The organism is Pseudomonas sp. BIC9C (assembly GCF_034541995.1).
GTDB lineage: Bacteria > Pseudomonadota > Gammaproteobacteria > Pseudomonadales > Pseudomonadaceae > Aquipseudomonas > Aquipseudomonas fluorescens_CC.
This window is the reverse complement of record NZ_JAWDGM010000004.1, coordinates 28428-44472: the sequence shown is the minus strand read 5'-3', so window position 1 is coordinate 44472 and position 16045 is coordinate 28428. Positions and strand designations below refer to the sequence as shown.

Annotated in this window: 15 protein-coding genes and 1 pseudogene; 14 read left to right on the top strand and 2 right to left on the bottom strand. The window is 62.1% G+C overall.

Annotated features, from left to right (window positions below; translation table 11 throughout):
• Positions 1–1185, bottom strand: coding sequence for an ABC transporter substrate-binding protein (locus RS887_RS17980; protein ID WP_322616392.1), 1185 nt, complete (start codon positions 1183–1185; stop codon positions 1–3).
• 157 nt (positions 1186–1342) lie between these two features.
• Between RS887_RS17980 and RS887_RS17975 the strand changes: the two genes are divergently transcribed.
• The 14 genes from RS887_RS17975 to RS887_RS17910 all read left to right on the top strand — a co-directional run bounded on the left by RS887_RS17975 (position 1343) and on the right by RS887_RS17910 (position 15133).
• The gene (locus RS887_RS17975) at positions 1343–1507 is read left to right on the top strand and encodes a hypothetical protein (protein WP_322616829.1); all 165 of its coding nucleotides are present in this window, start codon (positions 1343–1345) and stop codon (positions 1505–1507) included.
• 56 nt (positions 1508–1563) lie between these two features.
• The gene (gene pedF / locus RS887_RS17970) at positions 1564–2025 is read left to right on the top strand and encodes a cytochrome c-550 PedF (RefSeq protein WP_008017475.1); all 462 of its coding nucleotides are present in this window, start codon (positions 1564–1566) and stop codon (positions 2023–2025) included.
• 3 nt (positions 2026–2028) lie between these two features.
• Complete coding sequence (locus RS887_RS17965; RefSeq protein ID WP_322616391.1) at positions 2029–2904, top strand: substrate-binding periplasmic protein; 876 nt, start codon at positions 2029–2031, stop codon at positions 2902–2904.
• Between the two features lie 9 nt (positions 2905–2913).
• Positions 2914–3675 (top strand): quinoprotein dehydrogenase-associated SoxYZ-like carrier, encoded by a 762-nt coding sequence (locus tag RS887_RS17960; RefSeq protein WP_322616390.1) that lies wholly within the window; start codon positions 2914–2916, stop codon positions 3673–3675.
• A gap of 16 nt (positions 3676–3691) precedes the next feature.
• Positions 3692–4630 (top strand): quinoprotein relay system zinc metallohydrolase 1, encoded by a 939-nt coding sequence (locus RS887_RS17955; RefSeq protein WP_322616389.1) that lies wholly within the window; start codon positions 3692–3694, stop codon positions 4628–4630.
• A gap of 276 nt (positions 4631–4906) precedes the next feature.
• Positions 4907–6682: a PQQ-dependent methanol/ethanol family dehydrogenase gene (locus RS887_RS17950; protein WP_322616388.1), complete on the top strand. Its 1776-nt coding sequence runs from the start codon at positions 4907–4909 to the stop codon at positions 6680–6682.
• A 267-nt stretch (positions 6683–6949) separates the two neighbouring features.
• A complete protein-coding gene (locus tag RS887_RS17945; RefSeq protein WP_322616387.1) occupies positions 6950–8470 on the top strand; it encodes an aldehyde dehydrogenase family protein in 1521 nt (506 codons plus the stop codon).
• 261 nt (positions 8471–8731) lie between these two features.
• Positions 8732–8803 (top strand): pyrroloquinoline quinone precursor peptide PqqA, encoded by a 72-nt coding sequence (pqqA, locus tag RS887_RS17940; protein ID WP_003253598.1) that lies wholly within the window; start codon positions 8732–8734, stop codon positions 8801–8803.
• Between the two features lie 55 nt (positions 8804–8858).
• Complete coding sequence (gene pqqB, locus RS887_RS17935; RefSeq protein ID WP_322616386.1) at positions 8859–9773, top strand: pyrroloquinoline quinone biosynthesis protein PqqB; 915 nt, start codon at positions 8859–8861, stop codon at positions 9771–9773.
• A gap of 112 nt (positions 9774–9885) precedes the next feature.
• Positions 9886–10638 (top strand): pyrroloquinoline-quinone synthase PqqC, encoded by a 753-nt coding sequence (pqqC, locus tag RS887_RS17930; RefSeq protein WP_322616385.1) that lies wholly within the window; start codon positions 9886–9888, stop codon positions 10636–10638.
• Positions 10635–10907: a pyrroloquinoline quinone biosynthesis peptide chaperone PqqD gene (gene pqqD, locus RS887_RS17925; RefSeq protein ID WP_322616384.1), complete on the top strand. Its 273-nt coding sequence runs from the start codon at positions 10635–10637 to the stop codon at positions 10905–10907. The genes pqqC and pqqD overlap by 4 nt, the downstream gene beginning before the upstream one ends.
• Positions 10885–12027 (top strand): pyrroloquinoline quinone biosynthesis protein PqqE, encoded by a 1143-nt coding sequence (pqqE, locus tag RS887_RS17920; protein ID WP_322616383.1) that lies wholly within the window; start codon positions 10885–10887, stop codon positions 12025–12027. The genes pqqD and pqqE overlap by 23 nt, the downstream gene beginning before the upstream one ends.
• Before the next feature lie 222 nt (positions 12028–12249).
• Positions 12250–13413: an alcohol dehydrogenase-like regulatory protein ErcA gene (ercA, locus tag RS887_RS17915; protein ID WP_322616382.1), complete on the top strand. Its 1164-nt coding sequence runs from the start codon at positions 12250–12252 to the stop codon at positions 13411–13413.
• Positions 13397–15133 carry a NahK/ErcS family hybrid sensor histidine kinase/response regulator gene (locus tag RS887_RS17910; RefSeq protein ID WP_322616381.1) on the top strand — a complete coding sequence of 579 codons (1737 nt, stop codon included), beginning with the start codon at positions 13397–13399 and terminating at the stop codon, positions 15131–15133. Before ercA ends, RS887_RS17910 begins: the two co-directional genes overlap by 17 nt.
• Here the strand turns inward: RS887_RS17910 and RS887_RS17905 are convergent.
• Positions 15109–15996 (bottom strand): annotated as a pseudogene (locus RS887_RS17905) (aldose 1-epimerase). The gene RS887_RS17910 and the pseudogene RS887_RS17905 sit on opposite strands and share 25 nt — an antisense overlap.
• Between the last annotated feature and the right edge of the window lie 49 nt (positions 15997–16045).

The window sequence follows — 16045 nt, the reverse complement described above, 5'->3', positions numbered from 1 at the left end:
TCAGGGAAAGCGGCAGCTCACCTCGGACTTGTCGTAACCCAGGCTGTCCATCTCGTTGAACGGGTGCAGAAAACCGTCCTGGGGTGACGTGCTGACCAGCGCCCGGGGCTGGACAATGGGAATCGGCTGGCGCAACTGGCCGTTCCACGGCCGATAGCTGAGCTTGCGGCCCTTGAACCCGTCGAGCGGCAACTGGTCGCTGATTTCAAGTGCACGGATCGCCATCGGCTCGGCCTGGCGCAGTTTGCTCACGGCGCTGGCGATACTGCGCACGGCCATCCATGCCGCGAAATCGCGGTCGTTCATCCAGCGACCGGCCAGGGCTTCGAAGCGTTTTTGCAGTTGCGCGGCGCCGTAGGTTTCCACGGTCTTGTGCCAGCCCACCGGGGTCAGGCCCTGGGTGCCGGCGACCGGGCGCGGGTACCAGGTCTGGTAGGGCACGTACTCACCGAAGTCGCCGCGCTCATCGGCCACCAGTACCACGTCGTACTCGGCGGTCTGGGTGAACAGCGGCATATCCGCCTGGGCACTGCGGCGTTGGTCGTTATCAAAGCTCCAGGGTTTTTCCGCCACCAGCTGCAAGCCGAATCGCCTGGCGGCGCGGCGCAGGGCGGCGGCATAGGCTTGATCGTCCGCAGTCGGGCCGACTATCAGCAGTGCCCGCTGCCATTTGCGCAGCACCAGAAACTGTACCAGTGCATCGGCGAGCATCGCCCGGCTCGGCAAGGTGTGCAGCACGTTTGGCAGGCAATCGGTGGTGCGCAGGTTGTCGTCGGGGCTACCGGCGTTGAACAGCAAACTGTCGGGCAGTGCCGCACTCAATTGGCTCAGGCTGGTCGCGGGGGCATTGACCACAAACAGGCGCAGGCCTTGCTCATGCTGCACCTTTGCCGCTTCGAGCAAGGCCGCGGGGCTGTCGACGCTGGCGCTGACCAGGCTGTAGCCATGATTGAGAAAATGCCCGGTGCTGTTGCTGTCGGTGATCGCCAGTTCGGCGCCGCGCAGGCCGGCATCGGTGGGTTCGGGAATGACGTTCGACAGCAGCGGGCCAGGGTCGGGGCGATAACCCAGGTAGCCGATGCGCACCTGCAAGGGTGCATCCGCGGCCTGGCTGTGGGTGGCCAGGCCGGCGGCGCAGGCAATTGCCAGCAGATAGATCAGGGCGTAAGGGGCAAGCTGGCGCATAAGGCTCTCCATGACCGGTAGCGCCAGCATAGGAAGCCTGGGGTGCAGTGAAAATATGCAGAAAGTACCGAAGGGCCAGTACCAAGGTAGTAGCCCGCCACGTACGGCGCGGTTCTAGCATGGGCAACCACGGCCATTGATCTGGAGGGGATTGACCATGCGTATCGTCAAAACACTGCTCCTGCCGTTTCTGCTGATCCTGACCCTGATCGGCGTCGACCGGCTCCACGGCCCGCGTCCGGAGTCCACCGATCGCCTTACGACCAAGGGAGTAGGTGGCGACCACCAAAGCAGCATGGGGCCTGTGCGCAGGGCTTTCTAAGATGACCGCCATAGCCTCTGACAAGAGGTTTTGCGTGCAATCCTGAGGGCAGAACAATGACAACAAAACGCAACGCCTTGCTCGTGACCGGGCTGCTGGCCGGTCTTATCAGCGCAGGTTCCGTGTGGGCCCACGGCAACGTGGTACCCCAGGCCGTGGAAACCAAGGGACTGACGCCTGTCAAGGACGCCGGTGTGCAACTCGATGCCGACGGCTGGGCTGCGGTAAACCCTTATCGCACCGCCCCGGAACATGACAAGGCAGTGGAAATCGGCGCCTCGGCCTATACCCAGAACTGCGCGGCCTGTCATGGTCTGGAAGCCAAGTCCGGCGGCATCGCCCCCGACTTGCGCATGCTCGATGTCGGTGAGTCGGGCGATGAATGGTTCGCCGAACGAGTACGCCATGGCGCGGTGCGCGACGGTCGGGTGTACATGCCGAAGATGGCCGACTACCTGAGCCAGGAAGCGCTGTGGGCGGTGCGCACTTATCTGGACACTGTGCACGTCGAGGAGTGACCCATGCGCCTGCTCGCGGTGTTGATCAGCGCTCTGTGGCTGTGCTGCCAGCCGGCGCAGGCGCAGGTTCGCAACTACGACGAAATGATCGCCGCCGGGGAGTTGAAGGTGGCGGTCTACAAGGACTTCCTACCCTACAGTTTTGAAAGCGCCGGAAAGCCCCAGGGGGTCGATGTTGAACTCGCCGAGGCCTTGGCCAAGGCACTCGGTGTGCGCCTGTCGCTGATCTGGGTACCGGCCGGGGAAAAGCTCGATGACGACCTGCGCGATTACATCTGGCGCGCCAGTGCCTTGCACAACCAGCAACTGGCCGACCTGATGATGCGCGTGCCCTACGACCGTGACTATGCGCAGAAGCGTAATGAGTTCGGCGAACTGGAAAATGGCCATGTGGTGATGTTCGGCCCGTACCAGAACGAACAATGGCAGGTGGCCTATGACCGTCGGCGGCTGGACAAGGTCGCCAGCGTCGCGGTGTTCGAGCAACACCCGATTGGCGTCGAAGTCGACAGCGTACCGTCGTTCTACCTGACCTCGGTGTTCAACGGCATGCTCGCCGGCAAGACTCATCACTATCCCGGCGTGCCCCAGGCGTTTGCCGCGATGAAGGCCGGGGAGGTCGATGCCGTCATGGCCATGCGCGGGGAGATCGATTGGCAAGTGCATGAAGCGGCCGATCCGCAATGGGCACTGGCGGAGAATGCCTACCCGAACATGGGCAAGCAGCTTTGGGAGATTGGCATGGCGGTTCACGAAAGCAACCGGCAACTGGCCTATGCCGTGGAGGAAGCGCTGGAAGGCTTGATCCGCGAAGGTTCGGTGAAGGCTATCTACAGCCATTACGGCCTGCGTTACGACGTGCCCGAGATGTATCAATAGGAGCAGGTGATGATCTGGCAAAGGAGTTGTCTGTTGGTCTGCTGCTTGAGCCTGGCTGTGCAAGCCGCCGATATCGACCCCGGTAAAGACCCAGTGCCGTCGGTGATGTGGGCCTTCTATCAAAAGCAGATGCTTGGCGATGCGCCATGCGTGTTCGATCAGCGAGTGAAGCTGCTGGCACCACCGTTCGCCGAGGACGCGCGGCAAGTGCCCCTGGAAATCGACGCCCGTGCCTTCAAGGGTGAAGTGGTGAAGGTTCTCGCCTGGGCTGAACTCAACCCCTTGCCGAAAATCGTCGATTTCCAGCCGCTGACCGGTGTGCTGCCATGGCTGTCGATCCGCATCCGCGTCGAACAGGCTACGCCGTTGCGGGCGGCGGTGCTGACCCGTGACGGGGTCTGGCATATCGGTTCGACCCTGATCGATGCCGCCGGTGGCGGCTGTACCGCACCGAGCGTGGTACGCACTGAACCGGGTTGGGAAGAACACGTCGGTGAAGTGCTGGGCGGTCGTTATCCCCGTGGCGAATTCAGTCGTGTGCGCCTGCAGGTGGCGCATCCGATGGACAACGGCATGGTCAGCGGCATCCCGGATTTTTTCATCAATCATGCCGAACTGCGCGATCAGCACGATCAACTGCTGGCCCGTCTTGAACTGTTTCCCGCCGTCAGCGAAAACCCCAGCCTGGCTTTTGATATAGAAGGGGCAGGGCAGACGCGCCTGTTGCTGCGCGACAACAGCGGCAATCAATTCGAAGCGGCCATACCCTGACCCAAAGGAGCCTGTCATGCGCTGGATGTTGCTGTTGTTTATCGGCCTGGGCCTGCCGGCCATGGCTGATCCCGAATACTCGCTCAAGCCCCGACTGATTGCTCCTGACACCTGGCTTCTCGAGGGCAGCATCGATAATTTTGCCAAGGGCAACGGTGGCAACATCGTCAACACGGCGTTCATCGTGACTGAGCGCGGGGTGGTGGTCATCGATACCGGACCGTCGAAGCGTTATGGCGAGGCCATGCGCCGGGCCATTGCCGCCACCACGGACAAACCGGTCGTCCAGGTTCTGCTGACCCATCATCACCCTGACCATGTGCTGGGCAACCAGGCTTTTACCGACGTGCCGATCGGCGCATTGGCCGGCACCGCCGAGCTGCTGAAGAAGCAGGGCGATGCCATGGCCGAGAACATGTATCGGCTGGTGGGGGACTGGATGCGTGGCACCGAAGTGCTGTTGCCGACGCAGACCCTGACTCCCGGCGTGAAAAGTTTTGGGAATCACGATCTGCGCCTGCTGAGCCTGGGTGGGCATACGGGCGCGGATCTGGCTATTCTCGACCAGCAAACCGGTGTGCTGTTTGCCGGGGACCTGGTGTTTTATCAGCGGGCGCTGACCACGCCCAACAGTCCAGGACTGGCCGTGTGGCTGGCCGACATCGCGACCCTGCAAGGCTTGCCCTGGACGCTGGTCGTACCCGGCCATGGGCCGGTGGCAAGCGATCCACAACCTTTCGAGCAAATGCGCGATTACCTGACCTGGCTCGATCAGCTGATGCGCGACGGCGCCGCCAATGGCAGCGACATGGCCGAGATGATCCGCAGCCCCATCCCCGAGCGTTTCGCCGGGGTCAACTTGAGCCGATACGAACTGATTCGCAGCGTCAGTCATTTGTATCCGCGTTACGAGCGCGGGCAGATGACGCGGGTGGATTCCGCCGCCGGCAAATGATGCTTTCCTGTAGGAGCGAGCGTGCTCGCGATGAACCCGAGAACGCCGTGGGGTGTCAGGCTTCCAGCGTTATCGTTGACGACCATCGCGAGCAAGCTTGCTCCTACAGGGGCCGGTGTCGTTCACAAAATCGAGTGTCCATCTTACTCGACCCGCTACCAAGGAACTAGAAAACTCCACATTGCGGGCAATTGTTGCCAGGGCGGCGGCGCCCAAGAATCTGCACCAGACCGGGAAAATTTCCCGGGCATAACAAAAATTGCAGAGGAAGCCGTCATGACTCAACCCGCACGTCGCCAGCCCTTCGTCCTGAGCCTGCTGCTCAGTGCCATGCTGTTGTCCGGCCAGGCATTGGCCGGGGTTTCCGACCAGGACATTCTCCAGGACCCGAAGAATCCCGAGCAGGTCGTGACCAACGGCCTGGGTGTCCAGGGGCAGCGCTACAGCCCGCTGGACATTCTCAATGTCGACAACGTCAAGGAGCTGCGACCGGCCTGGGCATTTTCCTTCGGTGGTGAAAAACAGCGTGGCCAGCAAGCGCAGCCGATGGTCAAGGACGGCGTGATGTACATGACCGGTTCCTACTCGCGGGTGTTCGCCGTGGATGCGCGCACCGGCAAGAAAATCTGGCAATACGATGCGCGCCTGCCGGATGACATTCGTCCCTGCTGCGACGTGATCAACCGTGGCGTCGCCCTGTATGGCGACCTGGTGATTTTCGGCACCCTCGACGCCAAGCTCGTGGCACTGAACAAGGACACCGGCAAGGTGGTCTGGAGCAAGAAAGTCGCCGACCACAAGGAAGGCTACTCGATCAGCGCAGCGCCGTTGGTGATCAACGGCAAACTGATTACCGGTGTGGCCGGGGGCGAATTCGGCGTGGTGGGCAAGATCGAAGCCTACGACCCGAAAAACGGTGACCTGCTGTGGACCCGGCCGACGGTCGAAGGCCATATGGGCTACGTCTACAAAGACGGCAAAGCAGTGGAAAATGGCATCTCCGGTGGCGAGGCGGGCAAGACCTGGCCGAGCGATCTCTGGAAAACCGGCGGCGCGGCCCCTTGGCTTGGCGGCTATTACGACCCGGAAACCAACCTGCTGCTGTTCGGTACCGGCAACCCGGCGCCGTGGAACTCGCACCTGCGCCCTGGCGACAACCTCTACTCCTCATCGCGCCTGGCACTCAATCCAGATGACGGCACCATCAAGTGGCACTTCCAGAGCACGCCCCACGACGGTTGGGACTACGACGGCGTGAACGAGTTGGTGTCATTCAATTACAGCGAAGGCGGTAAAGAGATCAAGGCGGCGGCCACTGCCGACCGTAACGGTTTCTTCTACGTGCTGGATCGTACCAACGGCAAGTTCATCCGTGGCTTCCCGTTCGTGGACAAGATCACCTGGGCCACCGGCCTGGATAAGACCGGCCGGCCAATCTACAACGAAGCCAGCCGTCCCGGTGCCCCGGGTTCCGAAGCCAAGGGCAGTTCGGTCTTCGTGGCGCCGGCGTTCCTCGGCGCGAAGAACTGGATGCCGATGGCTTACAACCAGGACACCGGGCTGTTCTATGTGCCGTCCAACGAATGGGGCATGGACATCTGGAACGAAGGCATCGCCTACAAGAAAGGCGCGGCGTTCCTCGGCGCCGGATTCACCATCAAGCCATTGAACGAAGACTACATCGGCGTGTTGCGGGCCATCGATCCGAAAACCGGCAAGGAAGTCTGGCGCCACAAGAACTACGCACCGCTGTGGGGCGGGGTATTGACCACCAAGGGCAACCTGGTGTTCACCGGTACGCCTGAAGGATTCCTGCAGGCGTTCAACGCCAAGACGGGTGAGAAGGTCTGGGAGTTCCAGACCGGTTCCGGTGTGCTCGGCTCGCCCGTGACCTGGGAAATGGACGGCGAACAGTATGTCTCGGTGCTCTCCGGCTGGGGCGGCGCCGTACCGTTGTGGGGGGGCGAAGTGGCCAAGCGGGTGAAGGACTTCAACCAGGGCGGCATGCTCTGGACCTTCAAGCTGCCCAAGGACCTGGTGGCCAAGCACTAACCTCAATGCGCAATCCTGTAGGAGCGAGCCTGCTCGCGATGAACCTGAGAACACCGAGGGGTGTCAGGTGCCCAGCGATTTCGTTGGCGACCATCGTCGGAACGCCGCCCGGAGCAAGCTCGCTCCTACAGGGATTGGTGCAGAAACCTACGACCAAATAACGAGAGCCCCTCCTGCCAACGATGCATTCGTCTGGCACGCGGGGCTCTCTAGTATCGGCTCATCGCCTGTCAATACGACAGGCTTCGACCCAGACAGAGGCCCATCATGATCTACGCACAACCCGGAACCCCAGGCGCCGTCATTACCTTCAAGCCGCGCTACGGCAACTTCATCGGTGGCGAGTTCGTTGCCCCGATCAATGGCGAGTACTTCACCAACACCTCGCCGGTCACCGGTGAGGTGATTGCCGAATTCCCGCGCTCCAGCGCCGCCGACATCGACAAGGCCCTCGACGCGGCCCATGCCGCTGCCGACGCCTGGGGCAAGACCTCGGCCCAGGATCGCTCCCTGGTGCTGCTGAAAATCGCCGATCGCATCGAGCAGAACCTTGAGGTCCTGGCCGTCACCGAAACCTGGGACAACGGCAAGGCCGTGCGCGAAACCCTGAACGCCGACGTGCCGCTGGCGGCCGACCACTTCCGTTACTTCGCCGGCTGCATCCGCGCCCAGGAAGGCGGCGCCGCCGAGATCAACGAGCTGACCACGGCCTATCACTTCCATGAGCCGCTGGGCGTGGTCGGGCAGATCATTCCGTGGAACTTCCCGCTGCTGATGGCCGCCTGGAAGCTCGCCCCGGCCCTGGCGGCGGGCAACTGCATCGTGCTCAAGCCTGCCGAGCAGACGCCGCTGTCGATCATGGTCTTCGCCGAGCTCATCGCCGACCTGCTGCCGCCGGGCGTGCTGAACATTGTCCAGGGCTTCGGTCGCGAAGCCGGCGAGGCCCTGGCCACCAGCAAGCGCATCGCCAAGATCGCCTTCACCGGTTCGACCCCGGTGGGCGCGCACATCCTGCATTGCGCCGCCGAGAACATCATTCCCAGCACCGTCGAACTGGGCGGCAAGTCGCCGAACATCTTCTTCGAAGACATCATGAGCGCGGAACCGGCGTTCATTGAAAAAGCTGCCGAAGGCCTGGTGCTGGCGTTCTTCAACCAGGGCGAAGTCTGCACCTGCCCGTCCCGGGCGCTGGTGCAGGAGTCGATCTACGAGCCGTTCATGGCCGAGGTGATGAAGAAGATCGTCAAGATCAAGCGCGGCAACCCGCTGGACACCGAGACCATGGTCGGCGCCCAGGCTTCCGAGCAGCAGTACGACAAGATCCTCTCGTACCTGACCATCGCCCGGGAGGAGGGCGCCGAGTTGCTCACCGGCGGCGCGGCCGAAAGTCTGGAGGGCGACCTTTCCAGCGGTTACTACATCCAGCCGACCCTGCTCAAGGGCCACAACAAGATGCGTGTGTTCCAGGAAGAAATCTTCGGCCCGGTGGTGGGTGTCACCACCTTCAAGGATGAAGCCGAAGCCCTGGCCATCGCCAACGACAGCGAGTTCGGCCTCGGCGCCGGCCTGTGGACCCGCGACATCAACCGTGCCTACCGCATGGGCCGGGCGATCAAGGCCGGGCGCGTGTGGACCAACTGCTACCACCTGTACCCGGCGCACGCGGCGTTCGGCGGGTACAAGAAGTCCGGCGTCGGTCGGGAAAACCACAAGATGATGCTCGACCACTATCAGCAAACCAAAAACCTGCTGGTGAGCTACGACATCAATCCGTTGGGGTTCTTCTAACTTCCCCAGGAACACCACAAACCAAAATGTGGGAGCGGGCTTGCTCGCGAATACGGAGTGTCATTCAGCAGATATGTTGACTGGCACACCGCTTTCGAGAGCAAGCCCGCTCCCACATGGGGTTTGTGTGATGCCAATGACTGCGCAACACCCCTACCAAATCACCCCGCAAACTCCTTCGAAAGTAGCATTCGGGCGTTCGACGCCCCGTGCATTAATGGCATTACCGGAATCACCCGGGCACAAGAAGAGGAATGACCCATGTGGACTAAACCCGCGTTTACCGATCTGCGCATTGGCTTCGAAGTGACGATGTATTTCGCCAACCGTTGATTGATCACCCGGCCAGCCGCTGCGTTGGCCGGGCCTGCCTTCCGGAGCATCTGCCATGTACATCCGCGTTCTCGGTTCCGCAGCCGGCGGTGGCTTCCCGCAGTGGAACTGCAATTGCCGCCAGTGCGCCGGCGTGCGCAATGGCAGCCTCCAGGCCCAGCGCCGTATGCAGTCGTCGATTGCCCTGAGTGACGACGGTGTGGCGTGGGTGCTGTGCAACGCTTCACCGGACATTCGCGCGCAACTCGAGAGTTTTGCGCCCTTGCAACCGGCGCGACGCCTGCGTGACAGCGCCATCGCCGGCATCGTGCTGCTGGACAGCCAGATCGACCATTGCACCGGTTTGCTCAGTCTGCGTGAAGGATGCCCGCATGCGGTGTGGTGCACCGAGCGCGTGCATCAGGACCTGAGCAGTGGTTTCCCGTTGTTCGAGATGCTTGGGCATTGGAACGGCGGATTGCAATGGCAACCGGTCGGCCTCGATCGCCAGCCGTTCAGCATCCCGGCCTGCGAGCATTTGCAATTTCGCGCGATTCCCCAGGTGAGCAACGCGCCGCCGTATTCGCCCAATCGCGGCAATCCGCAACCGGGCGACACCATTGGCTTGTTCATTGAGGACCTGCGCAACGGCGCCTCGCTGTTCTATGCCCCGGGCCTCGGGCAAATCGACGATGAAGTGCTCAGCTGGATGCACCGTGCCGATTGCCTGCTGCTGGACGGCACCCTGTGGCGCGACGATGAGATGCGTCTCTGCGAAGTCGGCCAGAGCCTGGGCAGCGAAATGGGGCACCTCGCACAAAGCGGCCCCGGCGGCATGCTTGAAGTGCTGGAGGGTTTCAATCGCCAGCGCAAGGTGCTGATCCACATCAACAACACCAATCCGATACTTGATGAAAACTCGGCCGAGCGGGCGCTGCTGGAGCGGCGGGGGATCGAAGTGGCTTATGACGGCATGAGTATCGAGCTGTAGCGGCGGGCCCTATCGCGAGCAAGCGGTTGCGCGGCAAACATAAAACCCTGTGGGAGCGAGCTTGCTCGCGATGAGGCCAGTACAGGCACCGCAGAAGTTCCCGGAGAACAAAATGACTGACATCCCCATGTCCCCCACAGAATTCGAAGCCGCCCTGCGCGCCAAGGGCGCCTACTACCATATCCATCATCCGTTCCACCAAGCCATGTACGCCGGACGCGCCAGCCGCGAGCAGATCCAGGGCTGGGTTGCCAACCGCTTCTACTATCAGGTCAACATCCCTCTGAAAGACGCCGCGATTCTGGCCAACTGCCCGGACCGTGATGTGCGCCGAGAATGGTTGCAACGGATTCTCGACCACGACGGCGTCCCTGGCAGCGAGGGCGGTATCGAAGCCTGGCTGCGCCTGGGCGAAGCAGTGGGGCTGGATCGCGAACGGATTCTGTCCCAGGAACTGGTGTTACCCGGGGTGCGGTTTGCGGTGGACGCCTACGTCAATTTCGCCCGTCGCGCCTGCTGGCAGGAAGCAGCCAGCAGTTCGCTGACCGAACTCTTTGCCCCGCAGATCCATCAATCGCGACTCGACGCCTGGCCCACCCATTACCCGTGGATCGACGTCGCAGGCTACGACTATTTCCGCACGCGCCTGAGCCAGGCGCGGCGCGATGTCGAGCATGGTTTGCGCATCACCTTGGCGCACTACGTGACGGCCGAGGGGCAACGACGCATGCTGGAGATTCTGCAATTCAAGCTCGACGTGCTGTGGAGCATGCTCGATGCCATGAGCATGGCCTACGAGCTGGAGCGCCCGCCTTATCATACGGTCACCGGCGACAACGTCTGGCACCGGGGGATCGCCCTGTGAGCCTGATCGATCGCCAGCAGTCACCGGCCTTGCGTCGCGGTTTTCGTCTGCAATGGGAGCCCCGTCAGGCCTGCCATGTGCTGCTGTACCCCGAAGGCATGATCAAGCTCAACAGCAGTGCCGGACAGATTCTCGACCTGGTGGATGGCCAGCGCAGCGTGGCGGCGATCATTGATCGATTGAGCGCGAATTTCCCCGGCGTACCGGGGATCGACGAAGACGTGCTGGCGTTTCTGGAGGTAGCCCATGCGCAATTCTGGATCGAGTGAGACGCAGCCCGGACCACCGTTGTGGCTGCTCGCCGAGTTGACCTACCGCTGTCCGTTGCAATGCCCGTATTGCTCCAATCCACTGGACTTTGCCCGGCACGGCGAGGAGTTGAGCACGGAAGAATGGATTCGCGTATTCCGCGAAGCACGGGACATGGGCGCCGCGCAATTGGGCTTTTCCGGTGGCGAGCCGCTGGTACGTCAGGACCTCGCCGAGTTGATCAAGGCCGCGCGAGACATGGGCTACTACACTAATTTGATCACTTCGGGCATCGGCCTGACCGAGCAGAAGGTGCGCGACTTCAAGGTGGCCGGGCTGGACCATATCCAGATCAGTTTCCAGGCCGCCGACGAGGCGGTGAACAACATGCTGGCCGGCTCGCGCAAGGCCTTTGCCCAGAAACTCGCGATGGCCAGGGCGGTGAAAGCCCAGGGCTATCCGATGGTGCTGAACTTCGTCACCCATCGGCACAACATCGACCGGATCGCGCAGATCATCGAGCTATGTCTGGAGCTGGAAGCGGATTTTGTCGAACTGGCCACGTGCCAGTTCTATGGCTGGGCTGAGCTCAATCGCGTTGGCTTGCTGCCGACCCGCGAACAACTGCAACGGGCCGAGCGCATCACCAACGAGTATCGCCAACGTCTCGAAGCCCAGGGCCACCCATGCAAGCTGATCTTCGTCACCCCCGACTACTACGAAGAGCGTCCCAAGACCTGCATGAACGGCTGGGCCAACCTGTTTCTCGACATCACCCCCGATGGCACAGCGTTGCCTTGCCACAGCGCCAGGCAATTGCCGGTACAGTTTCCCAACGTGCGCGAGCACAGCCTCTCGCACATCTGGAACCACTCGTTCGGCTTCAACCGTTTTCGCGGCGATGACTGGATGAAGGAGCCGTGCCGCTCCTGTGACGAAAAGCACAAGGACCTGGGGGGATGCCGGTGCCAGGCCTTCATGCTGACCGGCGATGCCGGCAATGCCGACCCGGTGTGCAGCAAGTCGCCGCACCACGGCGTCATTCTCAAGGCCCGGGAGGAGGCTGAGTTGCCGGGGCTGGGCATGGAACATCTGACATTGCGCAATGAAAAGGCGTCGCGCCTGATCTATCGCGGATGAGTCGGGCCACACAAGTCCCCTGTGGGAGCGGGCTTGCTCGCGAAGACGGTGTCACATTCAACATGTGAGTTGCCTGACACTCCGCTATCGCGAGCAAGCCCGCTCCCACAGGGGATCTGCGGCGTTCGCGGAATAGGGCAGATGACCTTGGTCTGATTGCATTCGCAGCTGGATGGTTTAGTGTGGCTTTTACCTTCCAAAACAATAAAAACAGGCTTTCCAATGAGCCAGAGTCTCAACCAGCTGCGTAAATTCGTTTCGCCTGAAATCATCTTCGGTGCCGGTAGCCGGCACAATGTCGGCAATTATGCCAAGACCTTTGGCGCGCGCAAGGTCCTGGTGGTCAGCGATCCCGGCGTGATTGCCGCCGGCTGGGTCGCCGATGTCGAAGCCAGCCTGCAGGCGCTGGGCATCGAATACTGCCTTTACAGTGATGTCTCGCCCAACCCGCGGGTCGAAGAGGTGATGCGCGGCGCCGAGCTGTACCGGGAAAACCACTGCGACGTGATCGTCGCCGTCGGTGGTGGCAGCCCGATGGACTGCGGCAAGGGTATCGGCATCGTTGTCGCCCATGGCCGTAGCATTCTCGAGTTCGAGGGCGTGGACACCATCCGCGTGCCCAGCCCGCCGCTGATCCTGATTCCGACCACTGCCGGCACCTCGGCTGACGTCTCGCAGTTCGTGATCATTTCCAACCAGCAGGAACGCATGAAGTTCTCCATCGTCAGCAAGGCGGTGGTGCCGGACGTTTCGCTGATCGACCCGGAAACCACCCTGAGCATGGATCCGTTCCTGTCGGCCTGTACTGGCATCGACGCCTTGGTGCATGCCATCGAAGCGTTCGTGTCCACCGGCCACGGACCGTTGACCGACCCCCATGCGTTGGAGGCGATGCGCCTGATCAATGGCAACCTGGTGCAAATGATCGCCAATCCGACCGACATCGCCCTGCGCGAGAAGATCATGCTCGGCAGCATGCAGGCCGGGCTGGCATTTTCCAACGCAATCCTCGGCGCCGTGCACGCCATGTCCCACAGCCTCGGCGGCTTTCTCGACCTGCCTCATGGCCTGTGCAACGCGGTGCTCGTCGAGCACGTGGTGGCCTTCAATTACAACTCGGCACCGGAGCGCTTCAAGGTGATCGCCGAGACCTTCGGCATCGACTGCCGGGGTCTGAATCACCGGCAGATCTGCGTGCGTCTGGTTGAACACCTGATCGCCCTCAAGCACGCCATCGGCTTTCACGAAACCCTCGGTTTACATGGCGTCAGGACCTCGGACATTCCGTTCCTGTCACAACATGCCATGGACGATCCGTGCATCCTGACCAACCCGCGCGAATCCAGCCAGCGTGATGTCGAGGTCGTCTATGGCGAAGCCCTCTGACGAGCAACAACGGGCCCTGGCCGGGCTGCTGGGGTTGGGCAGCCATTCGGCGCGCAAGAGTCATTACCCGGAACTGGCTGCGCGCCTGGATGATCTGGAAGCCGAGCGTAACCGCTACAAGTGGCTGTTCGAAAACGCGGTGCACGGGATCTTCCAGGCCAGCCTGCACGATGGCATGCGTGCCGCCAACCCGGCGCTGGCCCGCATGCTTGGCTACCAGGACCCGCAGGAGGTGCTGTTCTCCCTGACCGACCTGGCCAGCGCTCTGTTTGTCGACGGCGCACAGGAGCTGGAAAACATCGGCGAAATCCTCAGGCACCAGCGCAGCCTGCACGGCTATGAAACCCGCTTGCGTCGCAAGGACGGCAGTCACCTCGATGTGTTGATGAACCTGCTGCTCAAGCCCGGCCAGGAAGGGCTGGTGGAAGGGTTCGTTTCCGATATCACCGAGCGCAAGCAGGCCCAGCGACGTCTGCAGCAACTCAATGACGAACTGGAGCTGCGCGTCGTCGCGCGCACCAATGAACTGCTCGAAGCCAACCGTAACCTTCAGCAGCAGATCATCCAGCGTAAACAGATCGCCGAGGCCTTGCGCGACGCCCGCGATGCCGCCGAGGCCGCCAATCACAGCAAGGACAAATACCTCGCCGCCGCCAGCCACGACCTGCTGCAACCGCTGAATGCCGCGCGGTTGCTGATTTCGACCTTGCGCGAACGCAAGTTGCCGGAAACCGAACAGGTGCTGGTGGAGCGTACCCACCAGGCCCTGGAAGGGGCCGAAGACCTGCTGACGGATCTGCTCGACATTTCCCGGCTCGACCAGGCCGCCGTCAAGCCGGACATCGCGCCGTACCGTCTCGACGAACTGCTCGGGCCGCTGGTCTCGGAGTTTCAGTCCGTCGCGCAGGCGGCCGGCTTGGACCTGCGGGTGCGCATGGCCGATTACGCCATCAGCACCGACTTGCGCCTGATGACGCGGATCCTGCGCAATTTCCTCAGCAATGCCTGTCGCTACACCGATGAAGGCAGCATCCTGCTGGGGGCAAGGCGTCGAGGCGAGATGTTGCGCCTGGAGGTCTGGGACACCGGGCGTGGCATCGCCGCAGACCGGCTCGATTCGATCTTCCTCGAGTTCAACCAGCTGGATGTCGGCCGCGCCGCCGACCGCAAGGGCGTGGGCCTGGGGCTGGCGATTGTCGAGCGCATCGCCAAGATCCTTGGCTATAAAGTCGGCGTGTACTCGTTGCCGGGGCGTGGGTCGATGTTCAGCATCGAGGTACCGATATCCCGCGAGGTGCCGTTACCCGTGAGCCAGGCGGCGCCACAACCAGGCACAGGCAACCCGCTACCGGGACGCCGTTTGCTGGTGGTCGACAACGAAGTGAGCATTCTCGAAAGCATGAGTGCGTTGCTCGGGCAGTGGGGCTGCGACGTGCTGACCGCCACCGATGAAGCGTCTGCGCTGGCGGCATTACGCGGGCAGGCGCCCGAACTGATTCTCGCGGACTATCATCTCGATCACGGGGTGGTCGGCTGTGATGTGGTGCGACATTTGCGCGAGCATTTCCACCAGAACATTCCCGCGGTGATCATCACTGCCGACCGCACCGACCATTGTCGGCGTGCGTTGCAGCGGCTCAACGCACCGTTGCTGAACAAACCGGTGAAGCCCGGCAAGTTGCGAGCGGTGTTGAGTCAACTGTTGGGGACATCTGCCTGAAGCGGCCGGTACTGCAGGATGAAACCCAGCCCGGTGGACTGACCCTGTTCCAGTAAACGCAACCCCGGCCGACCGGGCAGGTGGTGCGCATTGACCGGGTGGCTCACCGGTTCGATGCAGAAAAATCCAGTCCGACCGGGCAATAAAGCAGGTAGTAATCGCTGCCGGTCGCCTGGCAGTCGAGTTCGTATCCAAGGTCGGGTTGTTGGATCAGGCAGTGACCGTTCCATTCGCAGAAGCCGTTGTCCACCAGCGATTCGGGCAATGACTTGAGTTGCTGAAAATCCCATTCGACCGGTAATGCGCTGAGTTCAGTCGGCAGTTTTGTCTCGTCGCACAACCACACATGCCGGGCGGGTGCCCGTAGTCGGGTTGGGTGTGCGCGGCAGGTACGGATGCAGTCCCAGGCCATGCCACGCAGCGTGTTTAGCCTGGTGCGTGACGCGCAGTTCGATACCCAGCTTGCCCGCGCTCAAATGGAAACGTTGCCGGGCGCGAAAGGCGAAGGGGGTTGTGCTGTCGAGTTGCAGGATCACTTCATTTTGCGACCGGGAAACCACCTCCCACGGCTGCTGCCAGGCGCTGCCATGAATCGGCAGAGGATCGGTGAGGCTGTTGGGTGCCAATGCCAGCCAGCCATCGGGGCAGTCGAAACCGCCTTCGGCGATGCGGTTGGACCAGGGGATCAAGGGAAAGCAGCCAAGCTTGCCGGGCAGGCCGGTGTTCAGCGCATGCTCATCGGCGTGGCGCAGTAAGGGCTGGCCAGTGCTGCGCACGCTCCAGTTGACGATACTGGCGCCGAGTTCCGGGGCGAGGGTGAGGCGGGTGAACTCGTCTTCGAGTTCGAGCAGTGTTAGCGACATGTTGACTGGCTTCCAGAACGGTTTGTGGCAAGGGAGGATGCGCCTCCCT